This is a genomic window from Peptococcaceae bacterium 1198_IL3148, assembly GCA_036763105.1.
GTDB lineage: Bacteria > Bacillota > Desulfotomaculia > Desulfotomaculales > Desulfohalotomaculaceae > JBAIYS01.
In genome coordinates this window covers 63335-87314 of the sequence record JBAIYS010000006.1, presented here as the reverse complement: position 1 = coordinate 87314, position 23980 = coordinate 63335, and the positions used below count along the sequence as shown (strand labels likewise).

The 23980-nt window shown below is 43.4% G+C and carries 30 protein-coding genes and 1 riboswitch; of the genes, 28 read left to right on the top strand and 2 right to left on the bottom strand.

Annotation, left to right across the window (positions count from 1 at the left end):
* The first annotated feature begins 18 nt into the window (after window positions 1–18).
* The 21 genes from V6C27_07540 (at window position 19) to V6C27_07440 (ending at window position 14052) form a co-directional block, all read left to right on the top strand.
* Window positions 19–897 (top strand): Gmad2 immunoglobulin-like domain-containing protein, encoded by an 879-nt coding sequence (locus tag V6C27_07540; protein MEG6616276.1) that lies wholly within the window; start codon window positions 19–21, stop codon window positions 895–897.
* Between the two features lie 134 nt (window positions 898–1031).
* A riboswitch (cyclic di-GMP riboswitch) is annotated at window positions 1032–1112 on the top strand.
* A gap of 231 nt (window positions 1113–1343) precedes the next feature.
* Window positions 1344–1451 (top strand): type II secretion system protein, encoded by a 108-nt coding sequence (locus tag V6C27_07535; protein ID MEG6616275.1) that lies wholly within the window; start codon window positions 1344–1346, stop codon window positions 1449–1451.
* A complete protein-coding gene (locus V6C27_07530) occupies window positions 1452–1796 on the top strand; it encodes a hypothetical protein (protein ID MEG6616274.1) in 345 nt (114 codons plus the stop codon).
* An 11-nt stretch (window positions 1797–1807) separates the two neighbouring features.
* The gene (locus V6C27_07525) at window positions 1808–2260 is read left to right on the top strand and encodes a hypothetical protein (protein ID MEG6616273.1); all 453 of its coding nucleotides are present in this window, start codon (window positions 1808–1810) and stop codon (window positions 2258–2260) included.
* Between the two features lie 8 nt (window positions 2261–2268).
* On the top strand, window positions 2269–2532 hold the full coding sequence (locus V6C27_07520) for an ATPase, T2SS/T4P/T4SS family (protein ID MEG6616272.1): 264 nt from the start codon (window positions 2269–2271) through the stop codon (window positions 2530–2532).
* A gap of 5 nt (window positions 2533–2537) precedes the next feature.
* Window positions 2538–2888 (top strand): hypothetical protein, encoded by a 351-nt coding sequence (locus V6C27_07515; protein ID MEG6616271.1) that lies wholly within the window; start codon window positions 2538–2540, stop codon window positions 2886–2888.
* Window positions 2889–2910: 22 nt separating this feature from the next.
* Complete coding sequence (locus tag V6C27_07510) at window positions 2911–4053, top strand: type II secretion system F family protein (protein MEG6616270.1); 1143 nt, start codon at window positions 2911–2913, stop codon at window positions 4051–4053.
* Window positions 4031–4246, top strand: coding sequence for a type II secretion system protein (locus tag V6C27_07505; protein ID MEG6616269.1), 216 nt, complete (start codon window positions 4031–4033; stop codon window positions 4244–4246). Before V6C27_07510 ends, V6C27_07505 begins: the two co-directional genes overlap by 23 nt.
* 242 nt (window positions 4247–4488) lie before the next feature.
* Entirely contained in the window at window positions 4489–5421 is a 933-nt protein-coding gene (locus tag V6C27_07500) for a hypothetical protein (GenBank protein MEG6616268.1), read from the top strand.
* A gap of 14 nt (window positions 5422–5435) precedes the next feature.
* A complete protein-coding gene (locus V6C27_07495) occupies window positions 5436–6344 on the top strand; it encodes a hypothetical protein (protein ID MEG6616267.1) in 909 nt (302 codons plus the stop codon).
* Between the two features lie 14 nt (window positions 6345–6358).
* Window positions 6359–7171: a type 4a pilus biogenesis protein PilO gene (gene pilO, locus V6C27_07490; GenBank protein MEG6616266.1), complete on the top strand. Its 813-nt coding sequence runs from the start codon at window positions 6359–6361 to the stop codon at window positions 7169–7171.
* A gap of 30 nt (window positions 7172–7201) precedes the next feature.
* On the top strand, window positions 7202–8821 hold the full coding sequence (locus tag V6C27_07485; protein MEG6616265.1) for a GspE/PulE family protein: 1620 nt from the start codon (window positions 7202–7204) through the stop codon (window positions 8819–8821).
* Window positions 8822–8896: 75 nt separating this feature from the next.
* Window positions 8897–9583 carry a DUF2953 domain-containing protein gene (locus V6C27_07480; protein ID MEG6616264.1) on the top strand — a complete coding sequence of 229 codons (687 nt, stop codon included), beginning with the start codon at window positions 8897–8899 and terminating at the stop codon, window positions 9581–9583.
* Window positions 9584–9697: 114 nt separating this feature from the next.
* Entirely contained in the window at window positions 9698–10114 is a 417-nt protein-coding gene (ytfJ, locus tag V6C27_07475; GenBank protein MEG6616263.1) for a GerW family sporulation protein, read from the top strand.
* A gap of 106 nt (window positions 10115–10220) precedes the next feature.
* Window positions 10221–10814, top strand: coding sequence for a nucleoside recognition domain-containing protein (locus V6C27_07470; protein MEG6616262.1), 594 nt, complete (start codon window positions 10221–10223; stop codon window positions 10812–10814).
* Complete coding sequence (locus tag V6C27_07465; GenBank protein ID MEG6616261.1) at window positions 10807–11340, top strand: spore maturation protein; 534 nt, start codon at window positions 10807–10809, stop codon at window positions 11338–11340. The genes V6C27_07470 and V6C27_07465 overlap by 8 nt, the downstream gene beginning before the upstream one ends.
* Window positions 11341–11430: 90 nt before the next feature.
* The gene (locus V6C27_07460) at window positions 11431–12210 is read left to right on the top strand and encodes a pseudouridine synthase (protein MEG6616260.1); all 780 of its coding nucleotides are present in this window, start codon (window positions 11431–11433) and stop codon (window positions 12208–12210) included.
* A gap of 62 nt (window positions 12211–12272) precedes the next feature.
* Window positions 12273–12512 (top strand): hypothetical protein, encoded by a 240-nt coding sequence (locus V6C27_07455; GenBank protein MEG6616259.1) that lies wholly within the window; start codon window positions 12273–12275, stop codon window positions 12510–12512.
* Window positions 12513–12594: 82 nt separating this feature from the next.
* Window positions 12595–13059, top strand: a complete 465-nt coding sequence (locus V6C27_07450; protein MEG6616258.1) for a hypothetical protein — start codon at window positions 12595–12597, stop codon at window positions 13057–13059.
* 59 nt (window positions 13060–13118) lie between these two features.
* On the top strand, window positions 13119–13571 hold the full coding sequence (locus V6C27_07445) for a hypothetical protein (GenBank protein MEG6616257.1): 453 nt from the start codon (window positions 13119–13121) through the stop codon (window positions 13569–13571).
* Window positions 13572–13620: 49 nt separating this feature from the next.
* The gene (locus V6C27_07440; protein ID MEG6616256.1) at window positions 13621–14052 is read left to right on the top strand and encodes a HutP family protein; all 432 of its coding nucleotides are present in this window, start codon (window positions 13621–13623) and stop codon (window positions 14050–14052) included.
* 81 nt (window positions 14053–14133) lie between these two features.
* Here the strand turns inward: V6C27_07440 and V6C27_07435 are convergent, their stop codons facing one another.
* Window positions 14134–14481, bottom strand: a complete 348-nt coding sequence (locus V6C27_07435) for a hypothetical protein (GenBank protein MEG6616255.1) — start codon at window positions 14479–14481, stop codon at window positions 14134–14136.
* A 142-nt stretch (window positions 14482–14623) separates the two neighbouring features.
* Here V6C27_07435 and aroF point away from each other — a divergent pair, with 142 nt between their 5' ends.
* Window positions 14624–15439 carry a 3-deoxy-7-phosphoheptulonate synthase gene (gene aroF, locus V6C27_07430; protein ID MEG6616254.1) on the top strand — a complete coding sequence of 272 codons (816 nt, stop codon included), beginning with the start codon at window positions 14624–14626 and terminating at the stop codon, window positions 15437–15439.
* A gap of 64 nt (window positions 15440–15503) precedes the next feature.
* Here aroF and V6C27_07425 read toward each other — a convergent pair whose 3' ends face one another.
* Entirely contained in the window at window positions 15504–16700 is a 1197-nt protein-coding gene (locus V6C27_07425) for a pyridoxal phosphate-dependent aminotransferase (protein MEG6616253.1), read from the bottom strand.
* 278 nt (window positions 16701–16978) lie between these two features.
* Between V6C27_07425 and cmk the strand changes: the two genes are divergently transcribed.
* The 6 genes from cmk to spoIIP (V6C27_07395) all read left to right on the top strand — a co-directional run bounded on the left by cmk (window position 16979) and on the right by spoIIP (V6C27_07395) (window position 23974).
* The gene (gene cmk / locus V6C27_07420; protein MEG6616252.1) at window positions 16979–17656 is read left to right on the top strand and encodes a (d)CMP kinase; all 678 of its coding nucleotides are present in this window, start codon (window positions 16979–16981) and stop codon (window positions 17654–17656) included.
* Window positions 17657–17708: 52 nt separating this feature from the next.
* Window positions 17709–18296: a lysophospholipid acyltransferase family protein gene (locus V6C27_07415; GenBank protein ID MEG6616251.1), complete on the top strand. Its 588-nt coding sequence runs from the start codon at window positions 17709–17711 to the stop codon at window positions 18294–18296.
* An 8-nt stretch (window positions 18297–18304) separates the two neighbouring features.
* Entirely contained in the window at window positions 18305–20371 is a 2067-nt protein-coding gene (locus V6C27_07410) for a bifunctional 4-hydroxy-3-methylbut-2-enyl diphosphate reductase/30S ribosomal protein S1 (protein MEG6616250.1), read from the top strand.
* Between the two features lie 116 nt (window positions 20372–20487).
* Entirely contained in the window at window positions 20488–21747 is a 1260-nt protein-coding gene (gene spoIIP / locus V6C27_07405) for a stage II sporulation protein P (GenBank protein ID MEG6616249.1), read from the top strand.
* 83 nt (window positions 21748–21830) lie between these two features.
* The gene (locus V6C27_07400) at window positions 21831–22694 is read left to right on the top strand and encodes a DUF1614 domain-containing protein (GenBank protein MEG6616248.1); all 864 of its coding nucleotides are present in this window, start codon (window positions 21831–21833) and stop codon (window positions 22692–22694) included.
* Entirely contained in the window at window positions 22694–23974 is a 1281-nt protein-coding gene (gene spoIIP / locus V6C27_07395; GenBank protein ID MEG6616247.1) for a stage II sporulation protein P, read from the top strand. Before V6C27_07400 ends, spoIIP (V6C27_07395) begins: the two co-directional genes overlap by 1 nt.
* The last annotated feature ends 6 nt before the right edge of the window (window positions 23975–23980 follow it).

Below are 23980 nucleotides of genomic sequence, written 5' to 3'. Positions count from 1 at the left end.
GACCTGGGGGGATTTGATTTGCGAAAAATTACATATTTTTTGATGATAACATTGGCAATGGTGCTACTAACTGGCTGCGCCGGTGAAGAAAAGAAACCGGAGATGAAACCAGAAACCATAGTGGTGCCGGAGGTCTCCAGCATACCCTTCGACATAATTGAGTTGCAGGATGCTCCGGCAGTGGTGAGAAAAGTGGCCAAAGCCATAGAAAAGGAAGAATCTTTTAATTGGATCACCACCAATGGCAGTGGCTATATTCTGATTAAGCCCACTGTAGAGATAGAGCGCATTGAACAACGGGTGCCCAGTGAAAATTATGCTTGGATAAATGTTAAATTAAAGCAGGCAACGAAAACAACTACCGACGACCATGACAAAGATGAACCGGCAATAGCCGAGTTTAATTTAAAAAACACACCTAATGCGGTGGGGTTCCAGTTTAATCGGGCAGAGACCTCTGCCACCGGACAACAAACAGCGGTAAAAAAGACAGAGGCACCGGTGGTGGAGAAGGCTAAAGTCACCAATCAGCCTCAGCCCAACCAAGCTACAAAAGAAGTTGCTAAAAACAATGATAATGACGATAATGATGATAAGCAACCGGCCATTAGAATTACCAATCCCATGCCCGGGGATGCGGTGAGCAGTCCGATATCAATATCCGGGCAAGTGGGTTTTAAGAGTGCCGATGCCAGGGTTCGGGTGCTCAATTCCTCTGGAAGGGTGTTAGCAGAAAAACCAGTGGCCATCGAGGATAATGAATTTACCACCGTCTTGTCCTTTCCGCCCCCTGCCAATCAAGAGCAGGGAACGGTGGAAGCCTTTTTAATCAACCCCAAGGACAACAGTGAAGTGAGCCGCATATCGATATACGTTACACTGCTACCTTCACAATAACTAAAGCTTTACAACAGGCATCTAACGGTGCCTGTTAAATTTTTTCTTGATTATTAAATTTTACTTAACCTATTGCTTGTTCAGTTAACTATCAGATATAATAGTCTACATAAATGTTACAATTTTACAACTTAATATAATAATGGCAAACTTACCGAAAGGTAAGGACGCAAAGATACGGGCCTACGGATAACTATGGTCGCCGATCTGCCTTAGGCAACTTGAAAAACCCAACCTAAGTTAAAACAACTTGAGTGTGGTTTTTTTTGTCTTATTGAGCAGCGAAAGGATATTTTCGCAATATTATCAATAGTGAGACAAAGGAGATATGGGCGATGGTGTAAGGGAAAACTGGTCCGTCGCTGCTTGATTAAAAAGAATCGAGGGAGGTTGCTGGGTTGAGAAAGTTATTTAGGAATCAAAGGGGTTTTACTTTAATTTAACTGATGATGGTGATTGCCGTCATTGGTATTTTAGCAGCGGTGTTGGTGCCTAAAATGGGTGGCCTCAAGGATAATGCTAAGCTGGCTGGAGTGGAATCCAACGTGCGTTAGGTGGAAACCCATGTTTATGGACTGATTGAAAGGTATAGAAATAATGCTACCGAACTGGATGATGCTTTAATCAAAGCGATTAATGGCGATGATGATAGTGATGGGGCATTGATAACTAATCCCTTCACCAATGCCAGCGGTGCTGCTAGCACCGGAAGAGATGCTAAAGCAGTAATTGTTGTTGAGCGTGCGGGCAGTAGCTCTAGTGCACCTGGAATTAACGATAGCAATAAAGGTATGGTGTATGTAGAAGTTCTTCATGACAATAAAGTAGTAGAAAGTGTAGTTATAACCCCTTACGATAACACAGGCGCACCAATGCGAGAAAAAACCATTGCGCCTTAAGGGTAGATTTTATGCAAACCAACAACAAAAAACTCCGCCTGGGAGATATGTTGGTGCAGGCGGGGGTAATTACCGATGAACAACTAAATGCGGCCCTAAGTCAACAGCGCAGCTCCGGCAGACGGTTAGGTGAAATTTTGTTACAGGGTGGCTACATCACCCAGCAAGATTTGACCAAAGTTCTCGAATCGCAACTGGGCATAAAGAGTATTAATTTAAAACAAACTGCAGTAGATGCCAAAACCGCTCGGATGATTCCAGAGAACTTAGCCCGGCGGCATGTGATAATTCCGGAGCAGGTGGTCAATGGCCACCTGCTCCTTGCTATGCAGGATCCGCTGGATCAAATTGCCATTCAAGACGTGCGCTTGCTGGTGCAAATGCCGATAACACCGGTACTGGCCACCAGTGATGATATCATTGGCAGCATTAAACGGGTATTTAGCCACTGGAAGACCCAGTAGAATTTGATATGCAAGGCGTTAACCAAACCCAAATTAATCTGCGAGCCTGCTTGGATTTTGCCACCGGGTTGCGGGCTATTTTGCGCCAAGACCCAGATATTGTAATGGTGGGTGAAATCCGTGACCACCAAACGGCGGAAATCTCCGCCCGGGCGGCATTAACTGGCCATTTGGTGTTGAGTACGCTCCACACCAACGACGCCCCAGGTGCGGTGGCGCGGATAATAGATATGGGAGTTCAGCCCTACCTCTTGTCATCGTCATTAATATAGGTATTGTGGCCCAACGCCTGGTGCGGAAGGTTTGCCCCGAATGTAAAAGATCCTTTGTTGCCGAAGAACGAGAAAAACGGATTCTACAACTGCCACTGGACAAGCCACTAACCTTGATGCGGGGTACAGGATGTGATTACTGCAACCTAACCGGTTACAGAGGTCGGGTCGGTGTTTTTGAAATCATGGAGGTAACCAAAGAACAGCGGTTGTTAATAGATAAAAGAGTAGCCACCGATGAACTGCGCGATGTTGCCATTAAGCAAGGCATGGTACCACTATGGGTGGATGCCCGTCAAAAGGTATTGCATGGTATTACCACCATTGAAGAAATGCTTAGGGTTACCTACAGCTAGTTGACATAATGGAGTGAACAATATGCCTGAGTTCAGCTACCGGGCCATCAATTCCCGGGGAGAAATATTTACCGGATCAATGAATGGCGACGACGCTAAAACAGTACAACAGTTGCTAAAAAATGATGGGCCAATGCCTGTGGAAATACAACAAAGCAATTATTTTTCCTCCCCCTTTGTTTTGCCCACCACCAAGTCGAAAAGGCAAATCGGTGGCGAGGCCATTAGCCATTTTTGCCGACAGCTATCGGTTATTTTGCGCTCCGGAGTCAATATATTAAAGGGTTTAGAAGTAATGGGGCAGCAAAGTTCAGATAAACGGATGCAAGCGGAGATTGAGCGCATTTATCAAGAGGTACAAACCGGACGTACCATCGCCGAAGCCATCAGTGACCGGGAGTCACCACTGCCCCAACTGTTGGCCAGCATGGTGGCCACCGGTGAGGCCAGTGGTACGTTGGATGAAGTATTGCGCAATCTGGCAGATTTTTATGACAAAGAACACCGGATTAAACAAAAAATTAAATCCGCTAGAATTGTGGTGGGTATATCAGAGTTTACTGTTACTTATTGGTATCTAGTTTTGGCTTTGATATCCGGTGTGGTAATTTTTTGTGCTGTGTACCTCAAAAATCCCCAAGGCAGACTTAATAAAGATAATTTTATTTTTCATATTCCATTACTGGGTAAAACTTTGCGGGATGTGGCCATCATGCGGTTTGCCCGCACCACATATATCCTTGTTAAAAGTGGCTTGCCGTTATTGCAAGGGCTGCACTACGTTAAGCAAAACGTAAACAATGGGCTGGCGGAGCAAGCCGTTGAGTACGCCATAGAGGGGGTGCAACGGGGGGAGGCTTTGGCCGAGAACTTAGCCAAAGCAAGTTACTTCGACAATTTGTCCATCCAAATGTTCTCCATCGGCGAGGAAACGGGGGAATTAGAAGGGATATTGCTGGAGATGGCAGAATTCTACGACAAAGAATCTGAGGCTGGTTTTACCAAACTATTGGCCTTGGTGGAACCAGCGATGCTGGTGGTAATTGGTAGCATTGTAAGCATATTATCATTTCTGTCATGCTTCCGATGCTGGATATGTTCAGTCACATTCAACACTAATAACCTGGGAAGGGGAACATTTTGTGAACAAAAAATATCTCCTTAACAACAAGGGAATGACTTTGGTAGAGGTAATGATGGCTGTGGCTGTGTTCGGCATCATTTTGTTATTGGTTACCCAAATGGCCAATGCCAGCAGCAGATTGACTACCGACAATATTGAACAAATGCAGATGGCCGCAGTGGCCCATAATGTTGCTGAGGACATAAAGGTCAATAAAATTTTAATCACCATATAAAGAGCTTACAAGCAAGATTAGTGAGTTAAAGCATGAAATAAATGAATTAAACCAACTGCTAACCGAATTAAAAAGTTCCGAAGCATTTGAGGATTTGCAGGATGAAATAGAAAAGTTAGAAACACAGCAAGCCAATAAAGTGACCGAATTAACTGTGGCAATGGAAAAAGGAATGGGATCAGTATATAGAGGAAAAGTATTGTCACCTCGAAGATGGTCAATCCCTTAATGAGCACTACCAATTGAAAAATGTCAGTATAGATGACTATATCGACAAAATTAAAGCGATTGAAGACCCAGAGGAAGAAGATGTATTAGATTGGTTAATAAATAGTTATGGCAAAGATTTTTTGCAGGTGAGTTTTAATACTGAACAATCAGGTTCTTTGGCTAATTCGGTTAATAATTCGGAAGCGCAAATTCTTACCAAAAAGGTTACTGGTACTTACGATAGAACGGAATACGTTTATTACGTAAAGCTTTGGTACTATTGGGATGGCAGTACTGGTTCGTATAAAGGTTTAGGTGAACCATATGTTGCCCCTGAACCCACCAAGCCTGATGAAAATACTGGGCCCTTCGCCATTATTACCAATCATTTGTTTACCTCCCACCTAAGGGATTTTACAGGCTTGTTTAATGATGCACCGCAAATTGACGGCAATGTATTAATTGGGCCGGATAAATTATCTGACAGCTTTTTAACATACGGTATCGATGTAAAAGGGAATTTATATGTTGGCACCGCTGGCACCCACGCCGTGATTTTAAAGGGAAGAACTATGTTTATGTATGCTGATATTCCCTTTAATTTTGTTTTAACGGCAGAGAACGATTTATCAATATTGGCTAATGAAATGCGTGGTTACATGGATTATTTTTCTTCCCGTAATTTTGGTAAAGTACTGGATGGGATCACTGTTTTAGGTGAATTGGCAACCAAACCTGATGTGGGGGAAGTATTGGCTCAATATTTATCGCTACCGGTAACTGTGGGCTTATCACAAGTGGGCCCGATAAATTTCAAAGGGGAAGCCAGTGCAGAATTTAAGCCTTGGGCATCTGTTTATGCTGGCATATTGGGTTTAATGATGCGCGGAAAGACTAACTTTATTGATAGCACAAGTATTGATTATCAACATAAATCCACACCGGAAGCCTCATTTAGAGCATAAGGTAGGTAAATCAATTGAAAACATATGTGAAAGATATTAACTTTTTGCCCCAACGGATTATATTGGCTCGCAAAAAAAGAAAAAGACTGTATGTATTTAGTGTGGTCTTTTTAATGGTGACAGGCCTAATTGGTTGGGTTTGTTGGTTTCCTTACCAACTGGCAAATAGCTATCAACAAAGGTTAACCACTATAAACACTGAGTTAGAGCAGTTGGAGCCAGCCAAGCCTTACTATCAGCATTTAGTAAAGCGTGAAGATGAATTAAAAGTCAAAAGAGATGCTCTAACTGAAATTAAGCAAAAACAAACGGATGTGTTAGCATTACTTTCTGCAGTTAACTCAATTTTACCCACCAATTGTTATGTTTCGCATCTAGATGCTGAGTTGTCAGGGGAGTGTACCATTGTAGTGGTAACCCATAACCCGGCGGAAACTGCCAGAGTGTTGGTGGGTTTAAGAAGCCTTGGACTATTTGAAGGAGTTTCTCTATCCGATGTTGATAAAGTTCCCTTTACAGAAGGAGCAGAAAAAGTAGCATTTAAGTTAAAATTTAGCGGTGCCTCAGGCACTGACCAGCAACAAAATAATCAAACGGAGCAGAACAGCAATCGCCAACAAAGGGTAAATGATAGTCAAAAGGCCAGCGAAACCGATGGTGCAGTTGTTAAAAATAGCGGAGAAGGCACCGAGAAGGTTATTGACATTGAAGAAGATAGTAAAACAAATAATAATTCAATTAATAATACCAGCAACACCGGCACTGATAACGTAGGAAATAATAATCTAATAAAAGAAAACCCGATAGAACAAAGGGAAAGTGATGGCTATGAAATAGATTTTGATAAAGATTTAGAACAACAGCTTAGACAAATGGAAAAAGGGTTGCTGGAACGAGAATTAAATTCTGCTACCCAACAATAAAGGGTGATACTGTAGTGAAGGTTACAATAGACATAATAAATAAAGTTAACAACCTCACCAAGAGGGAAAAAATAATAATTAGTGCTTTGGTTATCGTTGCAGTTTGCACTCTCTATTATAAATATATTTTGGCACCCCAAATTAACGAAATTACTCAACTAACTAAGGAAATAGCTAGCCAAGAAGAGTTGCTTGCCACCAGGCTAAATCAAGGCTGGGATAATATTCCTTGGCTTAAAGAGCGTTCGCAGGCGGTGGATGTAAAAATTGAGGCCATGTATAGCCAAGTACCAAACATAGCGGATGAAGCAAACTTACTGTTAGACTTGTATAAAATTGCCAAGGACAATGGTATGCTGAGAGACACCATTAGTTTTAGTAAAATAAAGCAAGGGGAAGATAAAGAATATAGCACCATGGAGATATCGCTGAAAGTCTTTGGTAGTAATGAGAACATCTATGAATTTATAAGTGATGTACAGAATTATAGCCGAATGAATCGCATTACTCAAATTACCTTTGAACCAATAACTCCAGTGGCCAGTGAATGTGCATTAACCATCGAGTACTATATTCTACATCAAATAGAATCTGATCCGCTGGATTACCCCTTTATGGAGGGCCAGTACGGTAAGGACAAGCCCTATCAAATTTTTAATATCTATGAAAAAGAAGCTATAAATTTCGATGGTTTAGAAGCAGGTTTTGATAACTTCCAGCAGGATACTGAAACCGTTGAAAGTGGGTCGCCAACAGAAACTGTATCCCAGCATCAGTTTCCTCGCTGGTTGCTACCGGTGCCCTGGTGGATACGCCCAAGTGAGTAAGCCCAAAATTGTATGCTGGGGGGATAGATGATGGCTATCAATTTTACCCCAAAGCTGGGTCAGCTTTTAGTTAAAAATAAATTAATCACTCAGGGGCAGTTGCAGCAAGCTTTGGATGAGCAAAAGTTAACAAAAGACAAGTTAGGACGGATATTAATTAACTTGGGTTACGTTTCCGAAGAAACTGTAATTAAATTACTTCAAGAACAGTTGGGCATACCATGGGTGACTATTCCCCAAAGGGTACCGGCAGCAGTGCTGGGGTTAATAAAAGAACAGATGATGCGACGTCACAAAGTGTTTCCCATTAAAAGAGATGGTCACCTCTTAACAGTGGCCATGGCTGATCCGTTGGATTGGCTAGCCATTGATGAATTACAGCAAATGACACGGTTGCAAATAAAACCGGTACTGGCTGGTGAACAGCAAATTGAAGTTGCCATTAACAGCCATTTTGAGGTAATGCAATTGGAAAAGGAAGTTAGGAAATCCAAAGTTTTTTATCAAAGTGAAGGGCTAAAAGAAGATCCTCCCGTTGTTAAACTGGTTTCATCCATTATTCATCAAGCCATTGCAGACCGGGCCAGTGATATCCACATTGAACCACAGCAAGATGGGGTGTTAGTCAGAGAACGTGTGGATGGCTTGTTGAGGGAAATGATGTCACTACCGCTGGAAATCCTTCAACCCATTGTATCCAGAGTTAAAATTTTAAGCCAACTGGATATAGCCATCAAATTATTGCCCCAAGAGGGCCGGCTGGTTTTTAACCACTATGATGAAGCGGTTGATTTGCGCATTTCTACTATGCCAACGGTTTTTGGTGAAAAGGTTGTGCTGCGCATTCTGCAAAAAAATAAAGAGCTACAAAATATTAACCAACTTGGTTTTAGCGATATCAATATCAGAATTTTGCGGAGATTAATCAAAAGCGCCTACGGTATGATTGTCATTACCGGACCCACCGGCAGTGGCAAAACAACCACTCTCTACGCCATTTTAAATGAGTTAAAATCACCGGAGGTAAACATTATCACCATTGAGGACCCGGTGGAATATACCATTAAAGGTATTAATCAGATTCAAGTCAACAACAAGGTGGGCTTAAGTTTTGCTGTGGGTTTAAGATCGATTTTACGGCAAGATCCCGATATTATAATGATTGGTGAAATCAGAGACCGAGAAACGGCTGAGATTGCCATTAGAGCAGCTTCCACCGGCCACCTAGTGCTGTGTACGTTGCACACCAATAACGCTGCCGATGCGGTAACCAGATTAATCGATATGGGAATTGAGGCATATTTAGTGGCTTCCAGTTTAATTGGTGTAATCAATCAACGGCTGGTTCGCAAAATATGCCCCCATTGTTCAACAACCACTCAGCCAAAGGGCGACAGGTCACTGGCGCCAGGTATCAAGTGCAGTTATTGTAGAAACACAGGTTATTCAGGTCGAATGGGCATTCAAGAAGTTTTGTTGGTTAGTCAAAAAATAAAAGATATCATCACCCCCCAAATCACCGCTAGCCAAATTAATAATGCTGCCATCAAGGAAGGGCTGGTTCCCATCAAAGAAGATGGTCTACAGAAGGCTTTAGCGGGCTTAACAACTTTAGAGGAAGTGGAAAGGGTTATGTATGCCCCAGATTAGCACTTTGTTGTCATAGGTATAAGCATTGGCCAAAAAGGTAAAATAAGTTAATAGACAGTTTTTAGGGGGGAGCCAATGCAGACGTTCTTTATATATGGAATGCTTTTGTTTGCGCTGCTGATGCTGGCCCTGCTTGTGATGCCATTGCGTGTGAGATTAGCATATGAGCGAATGGACATTGATGATTTGATTACGTTGGAAATGTCGTTATGGAAGTTTCCGCGATTTAAATTACAAATACCCATTGTGGATTTAAAGACCAACTTATCCGGTTTGGCCGTTAAATTTGATGGCAAAACTAAAAAATCTGGCGCTTGGGTCAGGCGGATTGTCACCACCTTCTTGGGCTTTCCCCAAAAGAAAGATGATATTCGCGACAGCAAATTTGCTTTAAACATACCCTTTAATGTAGAAAAACTAATGAAAAGCATTGAGCATTTTAAAAAACTGTACCATCGTTATTGGCATGCCATAGAATATTTGTTAGAACATACCCAGTGTCAGCGTTTAAAGTGGTGTACTAAATTTGGCATTGGTGATGCAGCGGCCACTGGTTATGCCACTGGAGCGCTTTGGGTATTAAAAACCACTGTTTTGGGTAAATTGTTTAAATTTGTGCAACCACCCCCATCCCAACCAACTTTATTGGTACAACCAAACTTTGATAAAACCGAGATATGTTTAGATGTTGATTGCATATTTGAGGTGCGGATATACCATATCATGGTTGCCGGAATGAAAATAGCATTTACCAGAGAATAAAAAGCCCTGAGCATATTTGTATATTTGAGGTTCAGATGGGTCATATTATGGTTACTGGTAAAAAAATAACATTTACTAAGAGTAAATTGTTAGTTAGCTTAGGGGGTGTGATGGTTGAGCGACCATCCAATCGAAGGTTTAATGAAAACGGCAATGGAAAGTATCAAAGAAATGGTGGATGTAAACACCGTCATTGGGGATCCAGTGGAGACACCGGACGGTAGTGTGATTATACCCATTTCCCGTGTGGCCTGCGGCTTTGGCGCTGGCGGTGGCGATTATAGTGCTAAAGGTGAAGGCAGAGGCGAAGAACCGCAAAAACATCCCTTTGGAGGTGGCAGTGGCGCCGGAGTGTCTGTGCAACCAATGGGATTTTTAGTGGTTGGCAATGGACAAATTCGATTGTTGCCTGTTGATAACAATGCCATTTTTGACCGGGTAATTGATATGATTCCAACACTGCTGGATAAAATGCAGTCAATGTGTAACAAAAAGAGCGATAAACCGGAAACAACTTCAACTATGATGTAACACCGCCGGGGGCCATTTGCCCCCGAGTTTTATTTTTATTCATAATTACCGCTGCTCCATCATAGCTTTAAATAAGGACAAGAGTGACGAGCTGTGGAGGGGTATCATGGTTAATTATATTTGGTTAGCAATGATTGTGGTTAGCATCATCACTGCCGGAGTGCAAGGTAATATCGATGTGATTACCAAGGCGGCCTTTGAAGGGGCAGATACTGCAGTTAAGGTTAGTTTAAGTTTAATAGCGATTATGACCTTTTGGTTGGGAATTATGAAGTTGGCCGAAGCTGCCGGTTTGGTTCAGGCGTTGGCGCGGTTAGTTCAACCCATTACAGCATTTTTATTTCCCAGCATTCCCAAAGACCATCCGGCTTTGGGAGCCATTGTGATGAATCTTTCTGCCAATGTTTTGGGTTTGTCCAATGCTGCCACCCCGATGGGGTTGATCGCCATGAAGGAACTGCAGAGTTTAAACCACAACTCCAGAACTGCCTCCGAGGCGATGTGTACTTTTTTAGCCCTAAATACATCCTGTGTCACTTTAATTCCCACCACCATTATCGGTATCAGACTGATGTATGGCTCCCAAGATCCCACCGCCATTGTTGGTACCACAATTTTTGCCACTGTTTGTGGTATGACGGTGGCCATCATTGCTGATCGCACTTTTAGAAAGCTCTGGCGGAGGTTTAAACATGTTTGAATTAATTAATCAAATATCACGTTGGGCCATTCCCTTGGTATTGTTGGTGGTGCCGCTGGCGGCCTTTATTAAAAGGGTACCGGTTTTTGAAACCTTTGTGGAAGGGGCGGAATCGGGGTTTTCAACCGCCATTAAGACCATCCCCTTTCTGGTGGCTATGTTGGTGGCGGTCAGTGTTTTTCGCGCCTCCGGAGCGATGCAACTAATGGCCGATTGTTTTTTCCCCATATTGGACAAAGTGGGTTTTCCCGCTGAGGTTTTGCCCCATGCCATCATGCGACCACTATCCGGTGGAGCCGCCTTAGGCATTGCCACTGACCTGATAAAAACCCATGGCCCTGACAGTTTTATTGGTAAACTGGTATCCACCATGCAGGGAACCAGTGATACTACCTTTTATGTGTTGGCGCTATATTTTGGTTCGGTGGGAATACGCCGATATCGCTATGCAGTGGCAACCGGTCTTTGTGCTGATTTTACCACTTTGGTGGCTTCACTATTTATTGCCCACGCGATGTTTAAATAAAATAAAGGATTTTACAAATTAATGTAGAATGGAGTATGCCCGGTGAGATAACCGGGCATGAATATTTTGAGGATTTTTATGGAGGTATCTATGGAACAAAGACTACAAAAATTTCTGGCACACGCCGGGGTGGCATCCAGGCGTAAATGCGAGGAAATGATTTTAGAGGGTCGCGTTAAGGTAAACGGAAAAATAATCAAAGAACTGGGAACGAAGGTTGACCCAAGTAAAGATAAAGTGCTGGTGGATGGTAAAGCGGTAAAACAATTTGAAAAAAAGATATACTTGAAAGTAAACAAACCCCGGGGATATGTTAGCACCGTTGAGGATGATAAGGGACGTAAAACAGTGCTGGATTTGCTGGAAAATATAACCGAACGGGTTTATCCGGTGGGGCGTTTGGATTATGATTCTGAAGGTTTACTGCTGCTAACCAACGACGGCGAGTTGACCTATGCCCTCACCCATCCCAAACATGAAATTGGTAAGACCTATAGAGCCAGGGTGAAGGGAATACCGAGCGTAGAAAAATTAGAGCAACTGGCCAATGGTATTGAATTGGAAGATGGCATCACCGCACCGGCTAAAGTCTTTTTAACCCATGTATTAAACGGCAATGCCCTTTTGGAAATTACCATTCATGAAGGGAGAAATCGTCAGGTGCGTCGGATGTGTGAAAAGATAGGGCATCCAGTAATCCGCCTAGTGCGCACCCGGATTGGTCCATTGGAATTGCGCAATTTGGGCTCCGGAGAAGTAAAAAAATTAACCCCCAGAGAATTAAGCGATATTAAAAAGGCCGCTGGATTGGCCACCAGGCCTGGGGCTAAAAAGGTCGCAAAAGGAAAACCAAAACCGCCCCGTAAATGAATACAATCTAACAAAAGATGCCATATTACTACTATTATACCTAATTAATGGGAGGATTTAATATGCCTCGATGCCGACGATGCGGCAATGATAGTAGTTTGGCGTCTTCTTTATTTGGTCCGGCAGCTGATACTGCCAACGCTCCACCCTACGGTTTACTGGCAAACTTTGATGATACTGGTAAAGTGTCCACCATGGAATGCCAAGGGGCCAGTTTGGACGATGCCCAACAAGCCTATGAAGACCCAGAACACTATTTTGATATTTGCCCCCTTTGCGGTGCCAAAGAGATAGAATGGTAAATGCTAGCAGGAATTTTCTCTGTCAAATAGAATTATATAAAGTCAATTGTTGAATTTACACGAACCTTAGGAGGGTTTGATTTTGACTAATCACATAAATGATGGAGAAAATTTATACGGTAGGGTATTGGCTAGAATTAGAATGGATTTCAAAGGTATTGGCAAACCGGGCAAATTATTTTTTGGTGGTAAAGACACCGAAAAGGTAGCTGAGGAGATCCGGGATCAACAGGTAGCTGTGTTTCGCAATGTTCCGATACAGGGGATATCAATTGAAGACATTGAGATGAACACCGAAGTATACACCATGTATGATGAGATTAACCATATCGAAGTTGCCTTTGCGCCGGTGTCAATGGTGATTTCCGCTGACACGTTGCAAGATATCCTGCGCTTTGTTGCCCGGGAAGAGTTTCGTAAAATAGAAATCTTAGAACCGGCCAGCATTCACTTATCTAAGCATGACATTGAACGCCTGTTTTTTAGAATGTCAGAGGAAATGAAGGCTACTCGCCAGTACATGGAACGCAAGTACAACGGCCGCTAGCATAAAACCCAGGGTCTGTGCATATATAACAACAAACCTGTCATGAGGAGAGTTGTTTTATGAAGCGCAGACCGATTGGCCCGCTGGATAAAATTGAAAAAATTTTAATTAGAATGGTGGTCGTTACTGCGGTGACGCTGGTGGTGGTACAGGCACTGGTGGTGGATGAGCCCTTTAACACTGTGATGGCCCGGGTGGGGACAGACACTGAACCAACGGCAACCACCGTACACTGGAGTGAGCCTAGAATTACGTTGTATCTAGAAAATTACAGTGCTCTGCCCCATATGTCAGTGTTGGTTAATGGTAATGAGGTGGATGTGTTTGATGATCGTTATGTCACTGTACCGGTTCAGCATGGGGACAGAGTTGAACTGGACGGCACTTTTTATCAACAAGAGATAAAGGTGAGGGTGCTTAATATCAGTGATCAAATTGAAGAACCTTTGGTTGACAAGCAGGTTATAATAAATAGTAATGTGGTGTCTGTATGTACTGTTGAAATTAAGTAATGAAATATTTGTAGATAGTCACTTAATTATGTTGTGAGGTGTTAGGGGCATGAGTAAAGCTCCATTGCATGGCAGTAGAAAAGTAGCGAAAATTGCCATAGAAATGGCGTTGACAGAATCCAGGGATCAAGAAAAGGAATATAAAGCCAAGTATAGCCAAGAGGGTATTAAGGTTGCGGCGGTGGATTATGGCGGTGACTTTATATCTTCAGTAAATAAAATTATTGAAAGATCAGTGGTGGCTGCTAAACGTGAGGGGGTTATTAAAGAGGTCCATGCCGACGAAGGTGCGGTGGCCGGGGCCACCAGAGAAGCGTTATCGATGGTGATGCCTAAAGCGGTGGGCCTTAACGTCGGTGGTAAAATTGGCATTGCTCGGCAAGGGGATCACGTTATCGTGGCAATATTTTTTGGTGTCGGTATGTTGCACTTGGACGAAGTGGCCATTGGCATTGGTCACCGAGCGGTGGCTGCTTTATAGTTAAAATGAGACCACACTTAATCAAGGTATAGACAGCAAAAGCGGGGTTTTACACCCTGCTTTTGCTGTCTATACTTAAATTTATATTTTTTGTTTTTTCGGAAATGGTGGTGATGCTGGTGGCTTAGGGGCACCAAATGCTGGTGGATTTTCCAACGAATGCCTAGGTGCGTGAACCACTGTGATACTGTTATAAAGCCTTTCGTTCTCCCTGGTCAACTGACCATTTTTATAGTGGCGCTCCCTTAGTTCAACCCTGGGAATGACCACCGTTACCTCGTGGGGTGTCAGCAGGTTTAGTTTGCGACGTACCCTAATGATTACATCTTCCAGTTGTAACTCTATTTCGTCCTCTTGGATATGGGGATAATCAAATTTAACGGGGGGCAGCCCTTTTATCTTTTTGTTATTTTTTAACCGTTTAAACAATATCTCACCCCCATTTATGGTTAATATATGAGGGTGTGGATAATATTGTCACAAATTTATCATCTGGCTGAATATTAAAAGAAGTAAATTACCACCAGTTAAGATGGTGTATAATATATACTAACTTGGAGGTGTAGTATTTTTGCCGTCTTATAATCTGGTTAGTAGAGAATGTAAAAGCGATAACACAATTATAAAAATAGGTAACACCATGATCGGAAATGGTGAAACGGTAATTATTGCCGGCCCCTGTGCGGTGGAAAATAGAGACTTAATGTTAACATTGGCTCCAGTTTTAAAAGGAATGGGCGTTCAGATGTTGCGTGGCGGCGCCTATAAACCGAGGACTTCACCCTATTCTTTCCAAGGACTGGGGAAAGAAGGGTTATTTATTTTACAAGAGGCCAGCCACGCTGCTGGTTTACCAGTGATTACCGAACTGTTGGATGTGCGCGATTATGAAATAGTTTATCAATATGCCGATGTAATCCAAATCGGCAGCAGAAACATGCAGAATTATGGATTGTTGCAAGAGGTGGGTAGAAGCGATAAACCGGTGCTGTTAAAAAGGGGTTTATCCGCCACCATAGAGGAATGGTTATTGGCTGCAGAATACATTATGGCTGCGGGCAACAGTCAGGTGATTTTGTGTGAGCGGGGCATCAGAACATTTGAGAGTTATACCAGAAACACTTTGGATATAAATGCGGTGGCAGCGGTGAAACAACTATCTCATTTGCCGGTAATTGTTGATCCCAGCCATGCCACCGGCAGAAGGGAGTTGGTGGCACCGACGGCCAAAGCTGCTGTTGCCGCAGGGGCCGACGGTCTGATGATAGAAGTACACCCGGACCCTGGTAAAGCGCTATCGGACGGGCAACAATCCCTTTATCCCGATCAATTGGCCCGTTTAATAAAAAACATTCGTGCGATGGAAAAGGCATTAAAAAACCAATAAAGAGCCAAAACTCAGGCGGGGGTACGGGCAAACTGCCCCTACCCCCGCTTTATTATTTAAAGAATTAATTTTTTTTAAGGCCTAACTCCTCGGCCAATTGCTTCCAAGCAGGTAACGAGTTTTCAATTACCTTTTTATCCACACAGTAAGATAATCGGAAGTAACCGGGCTTGCCGTATCCAGATCCCGGCACCAACAAAATGTTATATTTCATGGCTATGTTGCTGAATTCAACATCGTCTGCCAACGGTGATTTGGGGAAAAGATAAAAAGCCCCCTGGGGTTTAATAACTTCAAAACCTAAATCAACTAGACCATTGTACAGTAAGTCCCGTTTCTCTTGATACTCGGCAATATTTACACTTTCCAGTTGCAAGTCGGCAACCAAACGTTGCATTAGTGCCGGTGCATTGACAAAACCCAAAACGCGGTTGCAGAATACCATTGCTGCCACCAGCAAATCAACTTCTTTAATTTTGGGGGATGCCGCTATATAACCAATGCGCTCTCCGGGTAAAGCTAAATCTTTACTGTGTGAAGTTACAATAATGGAGTTATCTATATATTTGAACACGTTAGGCACCACAACGTCATCATAGGCAATTTTGGCATAGGGCTCGTCGGAAATCACATAAATTGGTCTGCCATACTGCTTCGATTTACTGTTGATAAGGTTGCCCAATTCCGCTAAAATATCTGCCGGATAAATTACACCGGTGGGGTTGTTGGGCGAGTTGATGATAATCGCTCTGGTTTTTTCATTAATAGCACTTTCAATGGCCTTTATATCTGGCATAAAATTATCATCGGTACTTACCTCTTTTAAAACACCCCCGTGGTTATCGGTATAAAACTTATATTCTCCAAAGTATGGAACCAATACGATTACTTCATCAGCCGGGTTTAAAATTGATTTCAGCACAACATTTAAGCCGCCCCCTGCACCCACTGTCATTACCACATGTTCCATAGTTACACTAAGCCCAGATGCTTCAGCGATTACATCGGCCACTGCCTGCCGGGTTTCGGGATAACCAGCGTTACTCATGTATCTATGCATCCCGGGAATTGGGTTGTCGGCTAATTTTTTTAAGTTTTCTTTAAATTTTACCGGTGGTTCGTTGCCGGGATTACCCAAACTAAAGTCGTAAACTTTATCAGCTCCGTAAATTTTGCTTAGGCGATTACCTTCTTCAAACATTTTGCGCACCAAAGACGCCCCTGATAAAGACTTTTGCACTTTATCTGATATTACAGACACTACTACATCACTCCTGATTATCAATGTTAACCTATATTATAACATTATCACACTGGTTAATAGTAAAATTTTGCATTTCCTTATGAAATAATATTGTTTGCTTGATCTGTTGATGTTAGGATAAAATGAGGTATCAAAATTACTGTTGGTAGAATAATAACCAATAATAGGCATATATTAGGTTTTTAGCAAATAAAAAAGGAATTGAAAGTGCTTTGTCGAAATAGTATAAGTATTTATTGGCAATTTTGGTTAATTGACGTTAGTGGGGTTATAATATGAAAGTACAGATGAAAGTTGCCATAGATGGTCCGGCCGGTGCTGGTAAGAGTACAGTGGCAAAAAAGCTAGCCGACAGATTGGGGCTGTTATATATAGATACTGGCAGTATGTACCGGGCAGTGACACTGAAGGCGCTACAATCTCAAATTAGCTTCGGAGACGCTGAACAATTGGGTAGACTGGCTGCCACAGTAAAAATAGAGCTGGTTCCCGGTAACGAAGCAGGATGCAAAGTGTTTTTGGATGGCCAGGATGTAACCAAGGCCATTCGGGAGCCACAAGTATCTAATCATGTTTCATTGGTGGCCAAAATTCCGGCGGTGAGAAAAAATTTAGTTAAACAACAGCAGGATATCGCAGCCCATTGTGGAGTGGTGATGGATGGTCGTGATATTGGCACTCGGGTGTTACCGGATGCCAAGGCTAAGTTTTTTTTGACCGCCACCATAGAGGAGCGGGCCAAAAGGCGCCTGCAGGATTTAAAACAACAGGGACATGATATCAGCCTAAAAAAGTTAATATCTGAAATAGCGGAGCGGGACACCATGGACCAAAATAGAGCAGTTGATCCGCTAATTCCCTCTGAAGATGCTATCATCATTGACTCCACAGGGTTGACAATTGAACAGGTGGTGGAGTTGATGGTACAAAAAGTAAAAGAGGTTTACGCATAACCGATAACGGTTAAACTGTAGGATCACAACGATATATTTTGGAGGAAACGTAATGTTTTACAATTTGGCCAGGGTTGTGATGAGGCTTGTGCTACTAATCCTGCGCCGTTGGCGAGTTTTAGGTTTAAATAATTTGCCACGACAAGGCGGAGTAGTTGTTGTGTCCAACCATACCAGTTATTGGGACCCAGTTGCCGTAGGTTGTGCGCTTAATCGACCCATTCATTATATGGCAAAAAGCGAACTGTTTAATAATCTGTTATTTGCCACTTTAATTAGAGGTTTAAAGGCCTTTCCGGTGGAACGGGGCAAGTCTGACCGCAACGCCATCAGATATGCAGTTAATTTATTGATGACAGGGCAAATGATTGGTGTTTTTCCCGAGGGTACCCGCAGCACATCGGGAGAATTGCAAAGGGCTCACTTAGGGGCGGCCATGTTAGCCTTTAAAGCCAATGTGCCGATAGTTCCGGTGGCCATTGTTGGTGCCAAAGGGGTTTTGGGTAAGTTATCTGTGATTATTGGCAGTCCCATCCCATTACCTGAGTATGAAGGTTCGAGGCCTAGCCGAGAACAGTTAGAAAACTATAGTCAGCAAGTAATGAACCAATTGTCGCAGTTGATCAGCACAGCAAGATAACTGTTGAGGTGAGTTCTTTGGAAATATTGATAGCTTCAAAGGCGGGCTTTTGTTTTGGGGTTAAGCGAGCGATAGAAATGGCTCAACAGACAGCCCAAGACAAAAATGGCCCAGTTTACACCTATGGTCCCATCATTCATAACCAGCAAGTGGTTAATAAATTGCAAGAACAAGGGATAAATAAAATTGGCAACATCACTGATGAAAAGCCGGGCAGTTTAATTATAAGATCCCATGGAGTGGAGCCGCAAATATTTGAAGAGGCAACAAAAGTTGGACATGAAGTGATTGATGCCACTTGCCCCTTTGTTGGTAGGGTTCAAAAATTAGTGCGAGAATTGGCTGCAGAGGGTTACCAAGTTGTGATTGTAGGCGAAAAAGATCACCCCGAAGTCCAAGGCATTGTAGGCTGGTCCGACGGCAAAGCATTGGTGGTGGAAAATGCTGCTGAAGCTGAAAAAATTACTGGCTATAACCGGATTGGTGTAGTTGCCCAAACTACCCAACCGGAAGCAAATTTTAATCAAGTAGTTCGCACTCTACAAAATAAAGGTATTGAGGTTAAAGTATGTAATACTATCTGTAGTGCCACCCAGGAGCGGCAAAAAGCGGCTCTGGAGTTGGCCCAAAAAGTGGATGTAATGATAGTGGTGGGAGGTACAAATAGTGCCAACACCGGTAAATTGACCAAATTGTGCATGGGTACTGGCACGACCACTTATCAGATAGAAACTGCTGCTGAACTAAAAGCCGAGTGGTTTGATGGAGTTAAGCGAGCTGGACTAACAGCGGGTGCATCAACACCCAGCTGGGTTATTGAGGAGGTTGTTAATAGGATGAGCGAGTTAGGAGAAAAAATGGAAGGTGTGCAACAAGAAACTATGCAAGAGGGCATGAATGAAGCGGTAGAGGTTAAAACCCTACACAAAGGTGAATTGGTTACTGGTACAGTGGTGCAAATTAACAATGACGAAGTCTTAGTTGACGTTGGGGCAAAATCAGAAGGTGTGATTCCGTTTAAAGAATTAACCAGCTATAATGCCAACCCCCAAGAGATGGTAAAGGTTGGTGATCAAATAGATGTAGTAGTTATCAAGGCTGAAGACGAAGATGGTAGAACCATTTTATCTAAAGAGCGAGCAGATGTGCAAAAAAATTGGGCCAAATTGCAAGCTGATATGGAAAACGGCACCGTCATTGATGGCACCGTGAGAGAAGTCGTTAAAGGCGGCTTAATTGTTGATGTGGGTGTGCGGGCATTTTTACCTGCCTCTCTAGTGGATATTGGTTATGTGGAAGACCTTAGCCAGTACCTCAATGAGACCATTAAAGTAAGAATTATTGAGATGAACGATACCCGTAAAAAAGTTGTACTATCTCGAAAAGTGGTTTTGGAGGAGGAAAAAGCAAAACAACGGGCTGAACTATTCCAAACCATTGAAGATGGTCAAACAGTAAAGGGTATTGTACGTCGCCTCACTGATTTCGGTGCTTTTATTGATATCGGTGGCATTGATGGCTTACTTCATATTTCGGAAATGGCTTGGTATCGGATTAAGCATCCATCAGAAGTGGTTAATGTTGGAGATGAAATTGAAGTTAAGATTTTAAAAGTTGATAAAGAAAAGGAAAAGGTATCCTTGGGATTGAAGCAAGTGTTGCCAAACCCATGGGATAATGTGGAAGAAAAATATCAAGTTGGCAGTGTGGTGCAAGCTAAAGTGGTGCGCCTTGCTCCCTTTGGTGCCTTTGTCCAACTGGAACCAGGGGTAGAAGGTTTGGTACACATTTCTCACTTGGCGGAACAGCATGTTGAAAAGCCAGAGGATGTAGTAACTGAAGGGGAAGAAATTAAAGTAAAAGTACTTTCGGTTGACCCTGAACAAAAACGCATTCGCCTTTCTATTCGGGAAGTTAACCGGGAACCTAAGCCACAACGTCAACCTAAAAAACCCCAGGAACAAAAACCGGTGCAATATCAAACTCCCACCGAAGATGGCACCGATGGTGGTGGCATGACTTTAGGTGAAGCAATGCCCCCTGAAGTGGCAGAAATGCTCAAACAAAGTAAATAATAAATTGCTTAAAAACCTCGGTACGCTGTAATGCGTGCCGAGGTTTTTTGTTTATAAATATTTTCCATTGGGTACTATATTTAAATAGATTTATTACCAAGGCGACGGAGGAACCAATGGGAAAAAGAATATTGCCATTAATACTTACCATTACATATTTTATTTGTCTATTAATAGGGCCAAAGGCGGTGGAGGCGGGGCTGGAGTTTAATAAGAGTTGGAGTCCCTTTTCTTTATTATCGGTCAAGCATTTGGATCATCAGGCGGGGCAATGTACTGTCATCAAAGATCAAAATGAACAAGTGATCACCGAGACCTCCCGTCAAGTGGTGGTGGGTGATGAGATAATTTTACCCGACGGCAGGCATTATCGTGTAAAAAAGGTTGGGGATGCGGTGGCCACCGCTAAGTTGGTGGGGTTTGATAAACAGTACCTCGGTTGGGTGGAATACTTTTACTCCAACCCAGCAATTCCCGCCGCCGCCCATTGGAGTGATAAACCGGTGGGCATTTACCACACCCATACCGGTGAATCTTATGTTCCCACCAGCGGTAAAGCCTTTAAACCCTATGAGGGGGACATCTACCAAGTTGGCCGCAGTTTTGGTTCCGATCTGGAGAAACAAAAGGTTAATGTGATTTATTATCACACCCCCCATGACCCCCACGACAGTAATGCCTATATGCGTTCCAGGCGCACTGCCATGGGAATTATGAAAGACGATCCGGTGGCAATATTTGATATTCACCGCGATGGCGTACCCGATGCCAATAAATATCGGACCACCATAGATGGACAACAGGTTGCCAAAGTGCGCTTGGTAATTGGCAAACAAAATCCCGCCAGTGCCACCAATAAAGATTTTGCTAAGCGCTTGATGGCTTATGCCGAGCGGGTGCACCCCGGCATAATTAAAGACTTGTACATTGGCCGCGGCAATTACAACCAAGACTTACTGCCCACATCGGTACTGTTGGAAGCCGGCACCCACACCAACACACTGGCGGAATGTCAGCAGGGTATGGCGTTGTTTGCAGAAGCGGTGCCAGTGGTGCTGGGGTTAAATGAAGTAAAGGAGGGAACGGCAGCGGGGGCGACCGAGGCTACACCAATTAAGGAAACCGAAAAAAGCGGCTGGAGTACCGCCCTTTGGCTGGTGGCCATTACTGTGGTGGCGGTGGCAGCATTTATTTTTATCAATACCGGTACCATGGAGAAGGCATTAGAAACCGCTGCCAATACCATTAGAGAAATGCTGGGTAAACAGCCAAGACTACAGCAAAGGGTCAACAAAATTAAAAGCGTCATCGCTAAAAATATCGGCCCTCAGCCCCAATCAAAGCCGATACCAAAACAAAATGATAAAGAAAAGTAGCAGCATCGCTGCGAATAAATATTTTGCGCTGGGGCAACATACCAGTTGAAAATAATGTCAAATTTGCATGAGGAGGTAGGTCAATGACACAATTTCCCTTAGGTCTTATTGCACTGATAGTGGTATCATTTCTTATTTATTTTGGACTGGCCCATAGAGTACTTGACCGGATGCGGCTGAGTGACAAAGCTGCACTGGGGATTATAGTAGCTTTAATTATTGGTAGTTTTATTACCATTCCGTTGCCGGTGGGGGATATTAGATCTTCTATCAACGTGGGCGGTGGCATCATCCCCATTGCTTTGGCAATTTACCTGTTAGCCAAAGCGGGCACCAACAAAGAGCGGATCAGAGCGTTAATTGCTACGGTGGTAACAGCACTGGTGGTTTATTACTTGGGTTCAATTCTTATGAGTGGTTTGGCAGAACCGGCGGGAAGATTTGCCGTTTTAGATTCGCTCTATTTATATCCCATAGCAGCAGGGATAACCGGTTATTTGGCAGGACGTTCTAGGCGGTCGGCCTTTATTGCCGCCACCCTTGGTGTGGTGCTGGTGGATGTATTTCATTTCATTTGGCTGGTGCGCAATGGAGCAGCCGGTGGTACCGTTTCCATTGGTGGTGCCGGTGCCTTTGATGTTACAGTGTTATCCGGGGTTATTGCAGTATTGTTGGCAGATATTTTTGGTGAATTGAGAGAACGTTTGCAGGGTGGTCCCAGCAGCGAAGGACGGCCGGAAGAGTTATTGGCTGGACTGCGCAAACCGGAAATAAACCGTCATGATGAAAAGGCTGGAGCGATGGAGCGACATCAACCGGCCACCGCCATGGAAGCGGGCGACATAGAAGTGGATGACACCATGCCCTTCACAGAAAACACGCCAGAAAAGGATCATGGACGAGGGGTTGATTTAAAAGATCTCACTGGAAAAAGGAGGGGTGAATAATGACATCTAAATTAAGACTTTATTTGGCAACGGCAATAATTGCCGTGGGTGTACTGCTGCTTGGGTTGATAAGTACAGACTTTGCCATCACCACCCAGCCCGTTTGGAGTCCTTCGGCACTATTGCATGCCGATGATGTTGATCATATCGTCGGCCAGACAACGGAAATTTTTGATGACGCTGGCAACTTGGTCAGTAAAATGGCTAGAAATGTGGGTAGTGGTGATGAGATTATTAATGCAGCGGGTCAACATTATCAAATAGAAAAAGTTGACGGCAATAAAGCCACTGCCAAATTGTTGGGAATAGATAAAGAGTATTTTGCCTATGTAGACTACTTTGCCAATCTGAAAGAAGTACCAGTGGTGGCCAACAATGAGCAAAAGAATCGTCCCATCGGAATATATTCAACCCACACCGATGAATCCTATGTGCCCACCGATGGTACCGAATCCAAGCCCTTTAAGGGAGGGATTTTAGAAGTTGGCAAAGAGTTGAGCAATCGGTTGCAACAAGCGGGGGTTAATATTTTATACAGTGATAACTCCCATGATCCCCATGACAGTAATGCTTATATCCGTTCTAGACGGACAGCCACAGAATTGATGAAACAAAATCCCACCGCACTAATTGATGTGCATCGCGATGGTATACCGGATCCTAATTATTATGAACATAACATTGCCGGGAGGGATGTGACGCAAATTAGATTAGTGGTGGGCAAACAAAACCCCAAAATGCAATCCAATATGGATTTTGCCAAACGACTGATGGCCTACACCAATCAACAACATCCCGACTTAGTAAAAGAAATTTTTGTTGGCAAGGGCAATTACAACCAAGATTTAATGCCCACTGCCATATTGATTGAAGCCGGTACCCATACCAATGAACGGGAGCGTGCAGAAGAGGGTGTGGCTCTATTGGCGGATGCCGTTCCGGTGGTGCTGGGGGTTGGCTCTGGTGCAGCTGGCGGTGGACAGGCCGGTGGCCCAGGTACCGAGGTCAGTGAAGAAGCGGGCAATAATGCTTGGTCCACCCTCGGCTGGATATTGGGGATTCTGCTAATTGGCGGTGGTGCTTTTCTGTTGATGAGTACCGGTAGCCTAAAGGGTGCCGCCGAAAAAATAACCGGTTTTAGTAAAGAAATGACCAGTTTTATGGCTCCGGCTAAAAAGAAACAAGCCATTAACAAAAGGGTTACTGACCAAGATGAATCATCTGATCCCATCAGTAATGAAAAATTGAAAGATGCCCGGGATGAAGTGACCAAAGACTAGGAGGAT